The organism is uncultured Campylobacter sp. (assembly GCF_938045405.1).
Taxonomy (GTDB): Bacteria; Campylobacterota; Campylobacteria; order Campylobacterales; family Campylobacteraceae; genus Campylobacter_B.
In genome coordinates, this window is record NZ_CALIMW010000244.1 from 1 (window position 1) to 13,649 (window position 13,649).

16 protein-coding genes and 1 CRISPR repeat array are annotated in these 13,649 nt (G+C 46.9%); of the genes, 12 read left to right on the top strand and 4 right to left on the bottom strand.

The window, feature by feature from the left end:
• Nucleotides 1-27 precede the first annotated feature (27 nt).
• Nucleotides 28-319: direct repeats of the CRISPR family, unit length 19 nt; unit sequence GTAGAATTCCATCCCGTTG.
• A gap of 707 nt (nucleotides 320-1,026) precedes the next feature.
• The 4 genes from Q0140_RS10045 to ppk2 form a co-directional block, all read right to left on the bottom strand.
• A complete protein-coding gene (locus Q0140_RS10045; protein WP_005869088.1) occupies nucleotides 1,027-1,161 on the bottom strand; it encodes a hypothetical protein in 135 nt (44 codons plus the stop codon).
• Nucleotide 1,162: 1 nt separating this feature from the next.
• Complete coding sequence (locus tag Q0140_RS10050) at nucleotides 1,163-1,408, bottom strand: helix-turn-helix transcriptional regulator (RefSeq protein WP_040303199.1); 246 nt, start codon at nucleotides 1,406-1,408, stop codon at nucleotides 1,163-1,165.
• Between the two features lie 447 nt (nucleotides 1,409-1,855).
• Nucleotides 1,856-2,059 (bottom strand): hypothetical protein, encoded by a 204-nt coding sequence (locus Q0140_RS10055; RefSeq protein ID WP_297964229.1) that lies wholly within the window; start codon nucleotides 2,057-2,059, stop codon nucleotides 1,856-1,858.
• Nucleotides 2,060-2,092: 33 nt separating this feature from the next.
• On the bottom strand, nucleotides 2,093-2,995 hold the full coding sequence (gene ppk2, locus Q0140_RS10060; RefSeq protein ID WP_297881392.1) for a polyphosphate kinase 2: 903 nt from the start codon (nucleotides 2,993-2,995) through the stop codon (nucleotides 2,093-2,095).
• A gap of 108 nt (nucleotides 2,996-3,103) precedes the next feature.
• Between ppk2 and dsbD the strand changes: the two genes are divergently transcribed.
• The 12 genes from dsbD to mrdA all read left to right on the top strand — a co-directional run bounded on the left by dsbD (nucleotide 3,104) and on the right by mrdA (nucleotide 13,190).
• Nucleotides 3,104-5,077 carry a protein-disulfide reductase DsbD gene (gene dsbD / locus Q0140_RS10065; RefSeq protein ID WP_297964231.1) on the top strand — a complete coding sequence of 658 codons (1,974 nt, stop codon included), beginning with the start codon at nucleotides 3,104-3,106 and terminating at the stop codon, nucleotides 5,075-5,077.
• A gap of 48 nt (nucleotides 5,078-5,125) precedes the next feature.
• Nucleotides 5,126-5,704 carry an imidazoleglycerol-phosphate dehydratase HisB gene (hisB, locus tag Q0140_RS10070; RefSeq protein ID WP_297964233.1) on the top strand — a complete coding sequence of 193 codons (579 nt, stop codon included), beginning with the start codon at nucleotides 5,126-5,128 and terminating at the stop codon, nucleotides 5,702-5,704.
• A 259-nt stretch (nucleotides 5,705-5,963) separates the two neighbouring features.
• On the top strand, nucleotides 5,964-6,386 hold the full coding sequence (locus tag Q0140_RS10075) for a hypothetical protein (RefSeq protein ID WP_297964235.1): 423 nt from the start codon (nucleotides 5,964-5,966) through the stop codon (nucleotides 6,384-6,386).
• An 8-nt stretch (nucleotides 6,387-6,394) separates the two neighbouring features.
• Nucleotides 6,395-6,532, top strand: a complete 138-nt coding sequence (locus Q0140_RS10080; protein ID WP_297896117.1) for a hypothetical protein — start codon at nucleotides 6,395-6,397, stop codon at nucleotides 6,530-6,532.
• A gap of 1 nt (nucleotide 6,533) precedes the next feature.
• Entirely contained in the window at nucleotides 6,534-7,481 is a 948-nt protein-coding gene (locus Q0140_RS10085) for a substrate-binding domain-containing protein (protein ID WP_297964237.1), read from the top strand.
• Nucleotides 7,482-7,567: 86 nt separating this feature from the next.
• Complete coding sequence (locus Q0140_RS10090) at nucleotides 7,568-8,056, top strand: HAD-IIIA family hydrolase (protein ID WP_297964238.1); 489 nt, start codon at nucleotides 7,568-7,570, stop codon at nucleotides 8,054-8,056.
• Between the two features lie 67 nt (nucleotides 8,057-8,123).
• The gene (gene lptC, locus Q0140_RS10095; RefSeq protein ID WP_291937575.1) at nucleotides 8,124-8,657 is read left to right on the top strand and encodes an LPS export ABC transporter periplasmic protein LptC; all 534 of its coding nucleotides are present in this window, start codon (nucleotides 8,124-8,126) and stop codon (nucleotides 8,655-8,657) included.
• Nucleotides 8,621-9,136: a lipopolysaccharide transport periplasmic protein LptA gene (lptA, locus tag Q0140_RS10100; protein ID WP_297905477.1), complete on the top strand. Its 516-nt coding sequence runs from the start codon at nucleotides 8,621-8,623 to the stop codon at nucleotides 9,134-9,136. Before lptC ends, lptA begins: the two co-directional genes overlap by 37 nt.
• Nucleotides 9,133-10,032, top strand: a complete 900-nt coding sequence (locus Q0140_RS10105; RefSeq protein ID WP_297964240.1) for a GTP-binding protein — start codon at nucleotides 9,133-9,135, stop codon at nucleotides 10,030-10,032. The genes lptA and Q0140_RS10105 overlap by 4 nt, the downstream gene beginning before the upstream one ends.
• Nucleotides 10,033-10,144: 112 nt before the next feature.
• Complete coding sequence (locus Q0140_RS10115; protein WP_366112871.1) at nucleotides 10,145-10,918, top strand: GNAT family N-acetyltransferase; 774 nt, start codon at nucleotides 10,145-10,147, stop codon at nucleotides 10,916-10,918.
• Entirely contained in the window at nucleotides 10,885-11,373 is a 489-nt protein-coding gene (locus tag Q0140_RS10120) for a hypothetical protein (protein ID WP_297880117.1), read from the top strand. The genes Q0140_RS10115 and Q0140_RS10120 overlap by 34 nt, the downstream gene beginning before the upstream one ends.
• A complete protein-coding gene (gene mrdA, locus Q0140_RS10125; protein ID WP_297964242.1) occupies nucleotides 11,370-13,190 on the top strand; it encodes a penicillin-binding protein 2 in 1,821 nt (606 codons plus the stop codon). Before Q0140_RS10120 ends, mrdA begins: the two co-directional genes overlap by 4 nt.
• The last annotated feature ends 459 nt before the right edge of the window (nucleotides 13,191-13,649 follow it).

Consider the following 13,649-nt stretch of genomic DNA (forward strand, 5'->3'; position numbering starts at 1 on the left):
CGGAGAATAACCCTCAATCTTGCAATCGTAGAATTCCATCCCGTTGGGAATTGAAACTTCGCTCGCGCTCCAGCTCGCTATACACCCCCATCGTAGAATTCCATCCCGTTGGGAATTGAAACCACTAAGCGCGCTTAGCTCGATCCCGCTAAGCGACAGTAGAATTCCATCCCGTTGAGAGTTGAAACAGCGTATCCATTAGCACCTTGCCGTATGTATCTACAAGTAGAATTCCATCCCGTTGAGAATTGAAACATCGTCATATCTAGGCTAGCATGACCTAGTATCTGTAGAATTCCATCTCGTTGGGAATTAAAACTTCTGCCACTGCATTTTATAGCGTCCCGCAGGAATGTCGAATAATTCTATCCTTTGGGAATTGAAACGCCTAAATGGGCTTATTGCATGATTTGCGTAGGCGGTAGGATTCATCTTGCTGAAATCAAAACGGATTTACGCGATACGACTTTCGCGGCGGAAATGTGTAGAATTCTCATCTTGATAGAAAAATTTAAAAAGATTAGTTGTGGCTGGGATATGATACAGCATGGGGCACTTATGCGAAATTCATTCGGTTTCAATTTGCCACCAAATATATTAAATTTATGAGTTACGAATGAAATTTTGGAGTTACTCTCAAATTAAAATTTTAACGAACTATATATTTACCACAATATAAATAGATTTAAATGCAACTCATTTAATAGCAAATTCAAAATATTTGTAAAAATGCACGCTAGGGATCTTAAAAGCTAAGTTAAAGTAAGAATTTCGCATTAATTTCAATTAAATTTACGCTACAAATTTAAGATCATGAGCCAAAGTATAGAATTTAAAATTAAATTAGATGATGCCAAAGAGGCAGAAAGATGGAAAAATTTTTATAAAGCAGAATTTGCTAGCATCCTCTGAAAGTGCAAAACAAAGAATATCGGCGTGGTCGTCATAAAAATGAAAAATCATCTAAATTTAATGGATACTACCGCCTTTGCCACATAAAGTATAATAAATAAATGCCTCCGCCAATTATTTTTTAAAATTTTTAAAAAATTTCTTCAAAAGCGCCTTGTAAAAGATCGCGAATTTCGACTCTTTTTTCTCATAAATCACGCGAAAGACGCCCTGTAGATCCAGCTTTTCTTGCAAAGTAATGTTTTGCACTCTACTCTCCTATAAGTTTTTTTATCTTATGCAGCACAAACGCAGCGTCGTCGCTATCGAGCTCGCACAACATCTGGCATATCGCGGTCGCGGCCTGCGGCTTGGTCGTGCCCAAGCGCCAGTCCTGATACGTCCGCATCGACACGCCTAACCTCTGCGCCATCGCGGCGTGCGAGATCTTTTTGCCGTTGTTTTTGGCTTCGACGGCATTGTGCAAAATGTTGAATATATCGCTCGTTTCTAACATATGAAAATTATACAAATTTATTCGTTAATTATACATAAAATCGTATAAAATGAATAAAAATCGTGTCATTCATAAGTAAAAATAGCAAAACACTTCGTTTATCCGTGTGAATTATACAGAATACTGCATAAAATAAACATAAAATTTTATAAAATTTTGCATATTATGCCGTAAAGATGAACCGGCCCACGCAAACAGGCATCTTATAGAACGGCACATTAAATTTTTAAACCGGGATATATGAAATTTTAATATCGAAGCTTTTGGGATTTGATTTTTTTGATCGATTCTGGCAGCTATTACAAACAAGATGGAATTTTACCCTATGCCGAGCCATATATGCCGACGCAAAGAGCGTTTCAATTCCTAATGGAATAGAATTCTACGGAAAGGCGGTGAATGCGGGATATGTGAGTTTCGCATTTCAATTCCCGTTGGGAATTGAAACTATGGACGACAGCCGCAGAGAAAAGCGAGCGACGAAGTAGAATTTTCTATTCCACTAGGAATTGAAACGTGATATACTTTCATCACGTAGCCTGTGGCGTTGTGTAGAATTCCATCCCATTGGATAGAATTCCGAAGGGTCTTGAGGTGCACAATCATAGAATTTAATGCGTTTCTATATATTAGGAAATAAATTCCTAGCAAGCCTTCCTAGCAAGTAATCTTCATTGGCAAGATTTAACCCTTTTTCTTATCCTTCTTGTTCTTGCGAGAGGGGCTTTCCAGCTTGCGCCAAGCCTCGCTTTTTTGGCTATCCTCCATTAGCACTATCTCCCTGGTGCCGTTTCGCACGAGGTTTGGATCCACTGCAAGCTCCTTCGCATCGATTTTTTCGGGATAGTCTATGCGCGAGAGTATGCAGCGGAAGGCGTTTAGCCGCGCGATCTTTTTGTCGTTGCTATCAAGGATCGTCCACGGCGCAAACTCGGTATTTGAAGCGAGCAGCATCGAGTATTTTGCGAGCGTGTATTGATTCCACAGCTCCTGCGATCTCGCATCTACCGGCGAGAGTTTGTATTGCTTCAGCGGGTCGGTGCGGCGCGATTCGAAGCGCCTTTTTTGCTCCTCTTTGGAGACCGAAAAGTAAAATTTAAACAAGATTATCCCTGCACTTACCAAAAGCTCCTCAAATTTAGGCACTTGGCGCAGGAAATCTTTGTGCTCGGCGTGAGTGCAAAAGCCCATCACCGGCTCGACCATCGCGCGGTTGTACCAGCTGCGGTCAAAGATCGTGATCTCGCCGCCGCTAGGTAGGTGCGCGACGTATCGCTGGAAGTACCACTGCGTCTTTTCGACATTGCTCGGCTTTTCGAGCGCTACGATGCGGCATCCGCGCGGGTTTAGGTGCTCGGTTAAACGCTTGATCGTGCCGCCTTTGCCCGCCGCGTCGCGCCCCTCCATCAAAATCAAAATTTTTAAGCCTTTTTCTTTTACGAATTTTTGCAGCTTCAAAAGCTCGATCTGGTATCTCTCAAGCAGCGTTTCGTAGTCTTTGAACGAGATTTTTTCATACTTTGAGCTTTTAAATTCTATCTCTTTCAGCGCTATTTCGCCTGTTTCGGTTTTGATCTCTTTGCTCATATCGCCTCCTAAAAATTTTAAGGAATTTTACAAAAAAGTTCTTTATATTACACTATAAATTCATACTTATTACGTTAGAATGTAGGAAAAAATTTCAAAGGATAAAATTTGATCAGATCACTTATTTTGGCAGCGCTTTTTCTTTTAGGTTTAGGCGCCGAGCCCCTGAAACCCTCCGATGCGTTCAAGCTTAACGTGGCGGCGCAAAGCGATAGCGTAACGCTAAGCTTTGATATCGCGGACGGGGTCTATCTCTATCAAAACGAGATAAAAATTTTCATTGGCGGCGCGGAGGTGACAAATTTAATAAATCTGCCCGCCGCGACCGAATACAAGGATTATAAAATTTACGAGGGCAAATTTAGCATCGCCGTGCCTTTGGGCCTCGTGCTTGCAAATGCCGCAGACAGCGATGATTTCGTACTTAACGGCGATTTTTTGGGCTGCACGAAGTCGGGCTTTTGCTACCAGCCGCAGCAGTTCGGCTTTAGCTTCAAGCGCGCGGCGGAGGGCTATGAGATCGGTAAAATTTCAAACTCCGAGCTGAAAAAATATCGAAAAGGCGCAAATTCCGCGCATATTTCTGACGCGTACAGCGCACAGAGCGGGAATTTAAATTTTGAAAGTAATACCGCAGCTTCGGGCGCCGCGGCAAATTCTGAGGCAAACTCGCACGCGGCGGAAAATTCCGCGGCAAGCTCGGCGGAAAGCGCTGCAGTAAATTCCGACGAAACCTCCGCGCAAAAAACTTCTCGCGGCGCAAATTCCATCTCCGAGCAGGATAAAATTTTAAATGTTCTCGGCGGCAAGAGCTTCATTGCGGCGATCGCGCTGTTTTTCGGCTACGGCGTGCTGCTCTCGCTAAGCCCTTGCGTCTATCCGCTCATCCCGATCCTCTCGTCGATCATCGTGGCGAAAACTTCCTCGAAGCCGAGCGCGAAAAAAAGCCTCGCCGTAAGCCTCGCGTATATTTTCGGGATGGCGAGCTCGTATGCGATTTTAGGGGCTTTCGTGGCGGTTTTCGGGCAAAATTTACAGGGCCTGCTGCAAACTCCGCCCGCACTGATCCTAACCTCGCTCATATTCGCCGCGCTCGCGCTTTCGATGTTCGGATTTTACGAGATCCGCCTGCCTGCGCGCTTTCAAAGCTTCTTAAATAGCAAAAGCGAAAATGCTGGCGGCCTGATCGGAGTTTTTTCGATGGGGCTTATCTCGGCGCTCGTCGTATCGCCGTGCATCTCTGCTCCGCTTGCGGGCGCGCTCGTTTATATCGCGGGCAGCGGCGATGTTTTGTTGGGCGCGGCGGCTCTTTTTGCGCTGGGGCTCGGAAGCGGCGCGCTACTGCTTGTGGTGGGGCTCGGTGGCGCACTGCCTAGACCCGGAGCTTGGATGGAGGCGGTGCCTAAAATTTTCGGCTTTTTGCTGCTTTTTACGGCGGTGTGGATTTCGCGCACGCTCATCGGCGAAAATTTAAGCCTGCTGATTTACGCGGTTTTAGGCGCGATCTTCGCAGGATTTTTGGGGCTGTTTGACGGCGGCGCGGGCGGGATAAAGCGCGCTTTGGCTCTTATAATCGCGCTATATTCGGCGCTGCTGCTCGCGGGCTTTGCCAGCGGCGCGAAAGATTTTTCCAGGCCGCTTGGTAATTTGATCCCGCAAAGCACGAGATATTCCAGCGGCGGCCCCGGCGGCGAGAGCTTGCAAGCCGGCGAAATTTCTCGCGCTAAAAATTTAAGCGGCGCGCATTTTTCATTTGTGCGCGATCTGACGCAGCTGCGCGGCGAAATAGAAAATTCCAAAAAGCCCGTGATAGTGGATTTTTGGGCTAGCTGGTGTAAAAATTGCGAGCAGAGCGAGCGAGCGTTCGCAGATCCCGCTCTTGCGGGCGCTCTTGATAAATTTAGCCTTTTAAAGATCGATCTTAGCGAAGATAGCGAGCAAAATAGGGCGATAAAAGCGCATTTTAACGTATTCGGCCCGCCTACGATTCTGTTTTTTAAAGAGGGCGCCGAGATTGCGAACCTGCGCCAGATCGGCAGCGTAAATTCCGAAAAGCTGGCTGAGATTTTAACCGAAATTTAGTGAAATTTAGATAGATTTCAAACAAAATTTAGTTTTAAGGATTGCGCGATGATAAGCAAAAATAGGGCTACGAAAGAGACTAAAATCGAGCTTGAGCTGGAGCTTTACGGGCGCAGCGCGGCACAGATACAAACGGGCATCGGTTTTTTCGATCATATGCTTAGCGCATTTGCCAAGCACGCGTGGATCGATCTGAACTTGCTCTGTGAGGGCGATTTGCAGGTCGATTTTCACCACAGCGTCGAGGACTGCGGCATCGTGCTGGGAAGCGCGATCAAAGAGGCGATCTATCCCGCGCAAAACATCGAGCGCTTCGGCGATAGCGCCGTCGTGATGGACGAAGCCGCCGTAAGCGCCGCGCTTGATTTTTCCAACCGCGCGTTTTTGGTATTTGATTGCCCGAGCCTGAAGCACGGTAAGATCGGCGAATTCGATGCCGAGCTCGTGGAGGAATTTTTCCGCGCTCTGGCTTTCAACGCAAATTTAACGCTGCATCTAAGCCAGATCCGCGGCGAAAATCTACATCACGTCGCAGAGGCCGCGTTTAAGGCGTTTGCCGTCGCATTCCGTCGTGCGATAAGTATCAACGAGCGCGCCGGCGTGCCTAGCACCAAGGGCGTTTTATAGCGGCAAATGCGCGCCAAATTTAGCAACATTAGCAATTCGCGGTTTTGTAATTTTATCGGCGTTTGAAATTTTACTCTCGCCGCCGCTTGAAATTTGCAAAATTTAGCCCTTGCCCCAGCAAAGCGCGCCGCTTTATTAAGATTGCTTACGCTGGCGGTGCATTTGCGCCCGCCGCGCGAGCCGCGAATATGCTATATGAAATTTCACACCGTCGGAGCGCTAAAATGCCGCTTTGCATATTAAAATTTAAAGGTAAAAGATGAATAATTTCGAGTCTCTTATGGAGATTTTAAATGTACTATTTTTGATCTGCTTTGTTTGGCTAATCGTGTGTTTGATTAAATTTATCAGATCAAAAGACGAGCCGGAGCGCCATAAAAGAGATAGAAAATTTCTAATCATTTCGACGATTGCGTTTTTATGCACCCTTACTCCGCTGGTATATTTTGAGTGGCTGCCGGATCTATTTATCTCGATCTCGGTTTTGATCGCGCTGCCGATAATTTCGTTTATTTTTCTAATCGTGTATTTAATAAAATTTATTAAATCTGCTAAAAGCGCGCCCGAGCGCCGCAGAAAGATTAGAAATATCCTGATCCTTTCCACGTTTTTATTCATAATTTTTTCGGTGGTCTTAGCCGGCTTTTTATGGCTACTTGACCGCGCGCTTGCGCATATGTGAGGCATAAAATGAGCGATGAAATTTTTCAAAAAACGATCGCAGTAATAATTACGGCGTGGGCGATCAGCGTTTGCGCGCTAACCGCAGCGGCGCTGTATCTGCAGAGCAAATGCTCGATCATCTCCTATATCGCAAACGGAAACTAAGATGAAGCGTACAATTATCGCCATTTTGCTGCTGCTTGGCTTTGCGGCTTTCGATTTTGCGTTTTACCGCCTCGTCGTGAAGCGATACGTAAATCAAAGCAGCGTCACGATGCAGGCTAAATCGATCGAGCTGCATAAATTTCTGCCGTTTGAGCAGGGCTCGCAGATCGTGCGCGCCAGCTCCGGCTTAAAACTTAGCGGCGATCTGCCGATAATCGACGGCGCAGCGGCTTTATATCCCGTATTTTCGGCATTCGTCGCGGCAAACTATCCTAAGCAAAGCGTAGAATTTGACGGGCAAAATTTCACGAATGCTAGCAGGCTTAAATTTAGCAACACTCGCGGCGCATACAAGGCCATAAGCGACGGCGAGGCGGATCTGATCTTTGTCGCTGCCCCTTCAAAGCAGCAGCTTGATTACGCGCGAGAAAAGGGCGCAAACTTACGCTTCGTGCCGATCGGGCTGGAGGCGTTCGTCTTTATCGTAAATGCGAATAACAAAGTTTCAAGCTTAAGCGTGGATCAGGTGCGAGGAATTTATTCGGGGCAATATAGTGACTGGTCGCAGCTCGGCGGCGAGCGCATGCGAATAGATGCCGTGCAGCGAAACGCGGGCAGCGGCAGCCAGAGCGCGTTTTTAAAATTTATGGGCGAGACGCAGCCTAAGCGCAAGATCACGGGCTTTTTCGGCAGTGCGATCGGCTTTTCGTTTCGATACTACGTCGAGGGGATCGTGCAAAGCGGCGGCGTTAAGATGCTTAGCCTAAACGGCGCGTATCCGAATAAAGAAAATATCGCTAGCCGTAAATACCCGCTCGTAGCCGAAATTTACGCGGTTTACGACGAAAATAACAAAAACGAAAATATCCGCATCTTGATAGATTGGATCCTTTCGCCGCAGGGGCAAAGTATCATCGAAAATAGCGGCTACGTGCCGATTAAGGGCTAAGATCGCAGCTTAAATTTATACGGCGTTTGCCAAAAATTCAGCCAAATTTCGTTAAAATCACAAAATTTCAAAAAACGGAAAACGAAGTGATAAAGATCATATTTTTAGACGTAGACGGTTGCCTTAGCGACGGCGGGCTGTACCATTCAAACGGCGGCGAAGAGATGAAGAAATTTAACGTAAAAGACGGGTTCGGCATCCAGGAATGGCAGCGGCTGGGGCTAAAGGTCGCGATCATCACCGGCAAAAGCTCGCAAATCGTCGCAAACCGCGCGCGCGAGCTAAAGATCGATACGCTCTTTCAAGGCGAAAAAGACAAGCTCTCAAGGGCGGAGCAAATTTTAAAAAATTTTAACCTAAGCTTCGATGAGGCCGCTGCGATCGGCGATGATATAAATGATGCGAAGCTTTTAAATGCGGTCGCGATCAGCTTCAAGCCCGCCGATGCGCTAAGCTCGCTAAAAGCGGACATCATGCTAAGCAAAAACGGCGGCTGCGGCGCGGTGCGCGAGATGATCGAAATGCTCGTCGATAAAAACGGCATGCGCGAAGAGTGGAATAGCAAATGGCTGTAGTTTCGCAAGCGCGCGTGAGAATGCCTGCGAGAGGCGAAATTCCGCGCAGATCAAAAGGAGCCGAGCGATGGTGATAAAAATTTTCTACGTCGCGATTGCGATCTTTTGCGTCGCGATGGTGTTTTTAAGCGTGCAGACGCCGTATTTTAGCGATATGTTTAGGCAGGATCTAAGCATTGCGAATATGGAGATGAAAAAGATCGTCGATTATCAGATCGGCGAGCGCGTAGATGCTAAATTTACCGCAGATAGCGGCACTCGCTATAAGGATCGCGACGAGTTTGTAAATTTTAAAGCCGAGGAGATTAGCGCGGATCTAAATCACACTTTGGTTTCAAAGACCGCGACGCGCGCCGGCGAGCTGATAAAATTTAACGGCGACGCGCATTACGTAAATAGCAGAGGCTTTGATTACACGGCGCAGGAGATCATCTACGATACGAGCAGCAAGATCGTCCGCTCTGACGTGCCGTACGTGCTGCGCCAAGGCGGCGACCGCATTACGGGCGCAAGCATCAGCTACGATACTAAAACCAAACAAACAAATTCAAAAGGAATCCACGCATGGTATTTAATAAAAGATCAAAACTCCACAAACTAATACTTTCAGCCGCGCTAATTACTAGCTTTAGCGCGACTACTCTTAGCGCCGCGCAGGAGCAGGTCGAGGTCACGGCGGATAATTTTTTTGCCGACGAGATCAAGCAGATCAGCGTGCTGACGGGCAACGTCCGTATCAAAAAGGGCGCTTATGATACGCTAAATTCCGATAAAGTGACGATCTACTTCGACGCCAAGCGCCAGCCTACCAAATACGTCGCGACGGGAAATGCAAATTTTAAAATTTTGCTCAATCAAAAGCATTACGACGGCAAGGGCGGCGTGCTGACCTACGATCCGACCATCGAGGCTTACACGCTTGAAAACAACGCCTATCTGCACGAAGCCGAGACCAAAAAGGAGGTTTACGGCGATAAGATCATCGTAAATCGCCAAAAGGGCACCTACGAAGTAAAAAGCGGCGGCGGCGAGAAAAAGCCCGTGCGTCTGATCTTTCAGGTCGAAGATCAAAACAAATGATCTATCCTAGCAGCGCACAGTTTATCACCTCCGCCGCAAATATCACGGGTGCGCCCGAGTTTGCGATGAGCGAAGTGGCGTTTTTGGGGCGTTCCAACGTCGGCAAAAGCAGCCTTATAAACGCGCTTACCGGGCGCAAAAATCTAGCCAAATCAAGTTCGACGCCGGGCAAAACGCAGCTGATAAATTTTTTCGAAGTTAAATTTAAACAAAAGCTTGCCGCAAGCGCGGACAGCTCGCAAAATGAAACGCCGCTTGATCTAGCAAGTAAAGAGGCTTTAAGCTCGGCTGCAAATTGCGCGCAAGATCACGCGGAGGCTACGGCGTCTGAGCGAAATTTAAAGCAAGATTTCGTTTTAAATTTAAAAAGCGCCTCGGCGGATTTTAGATCGGATCGCGACGCAGATATTGCGGCAGGTCTCGCGGCGAATTCCGCGCAAAACTCCGAATTAAATTTGAGCGACAGATCCGCGCTAAGCTTAGCGGGCAACCCCGCCTTTTCGGATCTTGCAAGCTTGGGTGAAAATATCTCTTTGATCTTCGTGGATCTGCCTGGGTTCGGATACGCTAAGGTTTCAAAAAAACTGCATTATATCTGGCAAAAAAATCTCGACGAATTTATCAAAGAGCGCCTAAATATCAAGCTTTTCGTCCATCTCATCGACGCGAGGCAGTTTGATCTTGCGATAGATAAAAATTTGCAAAACTATCTCGCTAGTTTTCTGCGCGGCGATCAAAAGGTCGTGAGGCTCTACACCAAAGCTGACAAGCTCAACCAAAGCGAGCGCGCAAAGCTTTTGAGGCACGATCCGAAGGCGATTTTAGTCTCTACGCTAAAAGGTAGCGGGCTGCAAAAAGCACGCGAAATCATCGTACGCGGGGCGTTTGGATTATGAAATTTCTAAATTTAAATACGTTAAATTTTGCGGCGCAGAATTTCAAAATAATTAAATTTATAGGATATAAAATGCGCCACCAAGATCGCGCAAAGATTAGGGAAAATTTTAGATGATACGGCTAAAAAAGGCGCGCCTTTGCGACATTTCGCGTATGCAGGAGCTCGTAAAAGAGGAGGTTCAAAACGGCGTGATCTTGCCGCTTGAAAGCGATGAGATCGCTGCTAATATCCGCTCATACGTGCTGGCGTTTAGCTGCGATTCTAAGGCGGATACGAGTTTTAATTCCAAGGAAAATTCCGATTTAAATTTAGCACTCAATGTCGATTTAAATTTAATCCAAAGCTCCGCCGCAAATTTTGCCGAAATTACTTCTGAAAATTCCGCCGAAGATGCCGCGGGTAATTTTACGCTGCAACGAGCTACGCCGCAAAGCGAAACGCAAGCCGTATCCGGAGCGAGCCGCGCGCAAGCGGGCAAAGAGCAAATTTTACGGAGCGAATATTCGCAAGAAGCAAGCGTTTCTCAGACCGAATATTCGCAGCCCCACGAATCGCAGTGTCTAAAAGAAGCCGAAATTTTAGCGGGCTTTGCTTCGCTTAAAATTTTTAACGCAGATCTTGCCGAGGTGCGCTCGCTCATCGTTGCTCCGCAGTTTCGCAGGCGGGGCATTGCCAGAGCTATCGTAAATGAGCTGCTAGACGAGGCGAGATTTTACGGGCTAAAAAGCGTATTTACGCTCACCTATCAAAAGGAATTTTTCGAGCGGCTGGGGTTTACCGAAATCCCAAAGGACGAGCTGCCCGCGCAAAAAATTTGGGCCGATTGTATTAAATGCAAAAAGTTTCCGGTATGCAACGAAATCGCACTTATCTATACCTTATAGCGGACACGCTTTTTAGCGCGGGGGTTCTTTTCTACCTGCTTCTAAGTGCGGTGTATAGGGGGCTGCCGCCGCTGATCGGATTTTTTTTCACAGCGATGGTGGTACAAAAATACGAAAATGACGTGAAATTTAAAAAGTTCGGCTTTACCTGGTTTTTCTCTATTTTTTATCTGTTTTGCGCCGAGCAGATCCACGGATTTAACCTATTTAGCGTGGCTATCGCGTATTGTATATTTTATTTCGTGGTCTATGAAAACTCATTTAAATATATTAAATTTAGAAATTTTTTGATCTGCTTTTACGTGATGATCAGCTATGTTTTGGTCTTTGTGGTGAGCAACGCGATCTCTGCGATCAAAAAGAGCGAGTACCTGCCTCTAAGCGGCGAGTATTTAAATTACATCGTGATTGAAATTTTGCTCGCTCTGCTCTTTTTTAAGGGGCGGCTGGTATGAGGCTGAAGTTCGTATTTGCTTTCGTGATACTATTTTTTAGCATGCTTTTGGTGAGAATTTATTATCTTTCGATCAAATCGAACGAATTCTACGAGCAGGTCGCTAAAAACAACGTCATCTCTACCGAATACATCCCGCCGGTGCGCGGTCAAATTTTAGACGCCAAAGGCCGCCCGCTCGCGATAAACAATCTCGGCTTTTCGCTATCCATCGCGCCGCATCTAAAAGACGCCGCGCTGCAAAGCGAGCTGAATAATATCTCGCGCTACTTCAAAGATCTCAACGTCACTGCGATGAGCAAGAGCTACAAGGACGCAAATTCCGCTTACAATCAAGATTTTATCGAAGTCGTGCCGTTTTTGGACTACAACGCCACGATACAGCATTTCGCGAGCTTGAGCCTGCACGAAAATATTAAAATTTCGCCCGCTTCGCAGCGCTTCTACCCTTACGGCGCGCTTGCTTCGCATATCATCGGCTACGTAGGCCGCGCCAATAAAAAGGATATCCAAAGTAACCCCCTAAGCGCACTTACCGGATACAACGGCAGAAGCGGCGTCGAGGGGTATTATAACGAGCTTTTGCAGGGCAGCAAGGGCGAGCGCAAGACGAAGGTTACGGCGCTAAATCAGGTCGTAGAGGAGATCTCGATGCAAGAGCCCAGCAGCAGCGAAATCTCCCTTACCATCGATCTTGAGCTGCAAAAATACCTCGAGGAAATTTTTAAAGATAAAGACGGCGTAGCGATCGTGATGGATCTGCGCGACGGCGCCATCATCGCGGCGGGCAGCTTCCCCGAGTACGATCTGAACACCTTCGTAGGCGGAATTTCGCAGACGCAGTGGGACGAGCTGATAAAAGATCCGCGCCATCCTTTTACGAATAAGCTCGTAAACGGCCTCTATCCGCCGGGCTCCGTAATTAAAATGGCTGTGGGGATGAGCTTTTTAAACAGCGGCAAGATCAACGAGAACTGGAGCGTGTTTTGCAGCGGCGCGATAGAGCTAGGGGGGCGTAAATTTCGCTGCTGGAAGAGCTGGGGTCACGGCCGCGTGAGCCTAGTAGAGGCGATTAAAGGCAGCTGCGACGTGTATTTTTATGAAGGCTCGCTGTTAGTGGGGATCGACTATATGTCCGCGTATCTGCAGCGTCTGGGGTTTGGTAGCAAAACAGGCGTCGATCTGCCCAATGAGTTTGTAGGCACGATGCCTAATAAAGCATGGAAAATGCAGAAATTTAAGCGCGCGTGGTATCAGGGTGAGACGGTCAATGCCTCGATCGGTCAAGGCGACGTGCTCGTAACCCCTATGCAGGTGGCGAAAAACACCGCGCAGATCGCCTCGGGCAAGGCTATCACGCCGCATTTTTTAAAAAGCATCGACGGTAAACCGGTGGAATTTGCCCCTACCGAGCTTTTCACGCCGAAGGAAAAGGCGCAGCTGCCCCTCGTGCGACGCGGTATGTATGAGGTCGGCAACAACCCCGACGGAGGCACTGCCTACAAGCTCATCCATACCGCAGTCGTGCCTCTAGCGGTCAAGACTGGCACCGCGCAGGTCGTGGGTATCTCTCAGACCGCCAAAAAGCGAATGAAAGAGGCCGATATGGACTACTTCCACCGCTCTCACGCTTGGATGACGAGCTTCGGGCCGTATGACAAGCCGCAATACGCCGTAACCGTGCTAGTAGAACACGGAGGCGGCGGTGGAAGCGCGGCAGGACCAGTGATAATGCAAATCTACGAAAAGCTTGCCCAGATGGGCTACATAGACGCTAACGCAACGACTATCAAAGACAGCACAAAGAAAACGAAGTAGAGCGGAATTTTAGAATTTTATAATTTTACTCGTCCTTCGCGGGCTTGGAATTTTGAAATCTATCCGCTTCCGTAAGTCTGAAATTTTAAAATTTAGCTTGGAGCATCGATGCATAATTTTAAAATTTTATAAAACTTGGAGGAGATAGAATTTTATCTCGCCTTTGCCTGTTTGAAATTTTAAAATTTAGCGCAGTGCGGGGGGCTTTGAAATTTAGAATTTTACCCGTCCTTTGCGGACTTGGAATTTTAAAATTTAGAGCGGCAAAAGACCTTAAAATTGAGTAGATCAAAGCAGTTTTAAATTTTAAAATACATTATATATTAGCGCATACGCGAATATAAATATATCGTAGTATAATCCGAGAATTAAATTTTAAGGAGTAGAGAATGGCGTTTGTTGCGGAATATATTTCTAAAGAGGATATTAAGAAATATGATATTATAAATCGTGTAGATC

Coding starts and splice junctions, on each gene's coding strand:
- Q0140_RS10105 (WP_297964240.1), top strand. CDS start 9,133: ATGATCTATCCTAGCAGCGCACAGTTTATCACCTCCGCCGCAAATATC.
- hisB (WP_297964233.1), top strand. CDS start 5,126: ATGATAAGCAAAAATAGGGCTACGAAAGAGACTAAAATCGAGCTTGAG.
- Q0140_RS10075 (WP_297964235.1), top strand. CDS start 5,964: ATGAATAATTTCGAGTCTCTTATGGAGATTTTAAATGTACTATTTTTG.
- lptC (WP_291937575.1), top strand. CDS start 8,124: ATGGTGATAAAAATTTTCTACGTCGCGATTGCGATCTTTTGCGTCGCG.
- Q0140_RS10080 (WP_297896117.1), top strand. CDS start 6,395: ATGAGCGATGAAATTTTTCAAAAAACGATCGCAGTAATAATTACGGCG.
- Q0140_RS10085 (WP_297964237.1), top strand. CDS start 6,534: ATGAAGCGTACAATTATCGCCATTTTGCTGCTGCTTGGCTTTGCGGCT.
- lptA (WP_297905477.1), top strand. CDS start 8,621: ATGGTATTTAATAAAAGATCAAAACTCCACAAACTAATACTTTCAGCC.
- Q0140_RS10115 (WP_366112871.1), top strand. CDS start 10,145: ATGATACGGCTAAAAAAGGCGCGCCTTTGCGACATTTCGCGTATGCAG.
- mrdA (WP_297964242.1), top strand. CDS start 11,370: ATGAGGCTGAAGTTCGTATTTGCTTTCGTGATACTATTTTTTAGCATG.
- ppk2 (WP_297881392.1), bottom strand. CDS start 2,995: ATGAGCAAAGAGATCAAAACCGAAACAGGCGAAATAGCGCTGAAAGAG.
- Q0140_RS10050 (WP_040303199.1), bottom strand. CDS start 1,408: ATGTTAGAAACGAGCGATATATTCAACATTTTGCACAATGCCGTCGAA.
- Q0140_RS10120 (WP_297880117.1), top strand. CDS start 10,885: ATGCAACGAAATCGCACTTATCTATACCTTATAGCGGACACGCTTTTT.